The sequence below is a fragment of the Herbiconiux daphne genome (assembly GCF_024979295.1).
Classification (GTDB): Bacteria; Actinomycetota; Actinomycetes; order Actinomycetales; family Microbacteriaceae; genus Herbiconiux; species Herbiconiux daphnes.
In genome coordinates, this window is the sequence record NZ_JANLCJ010000418.1 from 1 (window position 1) to 689 (window position 689).

General features: G+C 32.1%; 2 protein-coding genes. Both read right to left on the minus strand.

All coding sequences use genetic code 11. The annotated features are described in order from the left end of the window. Nucleotides 1-138: 138 nt before the first annotated feature. On the minus strand, nucleotides 139-477 hold the full coding sequence (locus N1032_RS25585; RefSeq protein WP_259543415.1) for a hypothetical protein: 339 nt from the start codon (nucleotides 475-477) through the stop codon (nucleotides 139-141). Next, a partial coding sequence (locus tag N1032_RS25590; protein WP_259543416.1) for a hypothetical protein occupies nucleotides 458-689 on the minus strand: 232 nt, incomplete at its 5' end. The genes N1032_RS25585 and N1032_RS25590, both read right to left, overlap by 20 nt.

The window sequence follows — 689 nt, forward strand, 5'->3', positions numbered from 1 at the left end:
TTTGTCCCTTTACGGGTTTCCACAATTCATTGTCTGCCATTACTTCCCCTTTCATATTTTAAGTTATAATACAATTATAATATAAAAGAATACATCTGTAAAGGCATTTCCTAAAAAAATAATACTGCGTTTGCAGTACTATTTTAATTCGATTCCTAAAATATCATAGGTCTCAGATTCAAAGAATTTTCTATCGACTCCTGTTTTGTGGATATTATCGATTATTTTTTGTTCGACTTCTGTTGGAATATTTGTCTGGCAATATCCATCTGTGTATCTAAGATAACCACTTGCCTTCATTCTAATAATTGTCTTAACAACGAGAACATTATCAGCTTTTCTACGACATACAACATCTATTCCCTTATTGAATCCAATAAGAAGTGCATTCATTGAGGATAAGCGATTAACGCAAGCATAAATCTGCTCCCCTTTTTCAATCCGGTCGAATTCTTGCTCAGTTACTTCGATTTTCATTTTTTCTCCTTTTGACTTTCTTTGGCTTTTCTGGAATCTCTTTGAAATATTTCTGAAATTCCTTATCATGCTCAAGAATATATTTTTTCCGCTGAGAATATGGATGAATATCAATAACCCAAATAGGAAAATGAGTCAGTTTCATAAATCCGAATATAAGGACATTGCTCTCATCTGTGAATCTTTGGAAAATTGGGTATTTATCAATAAAC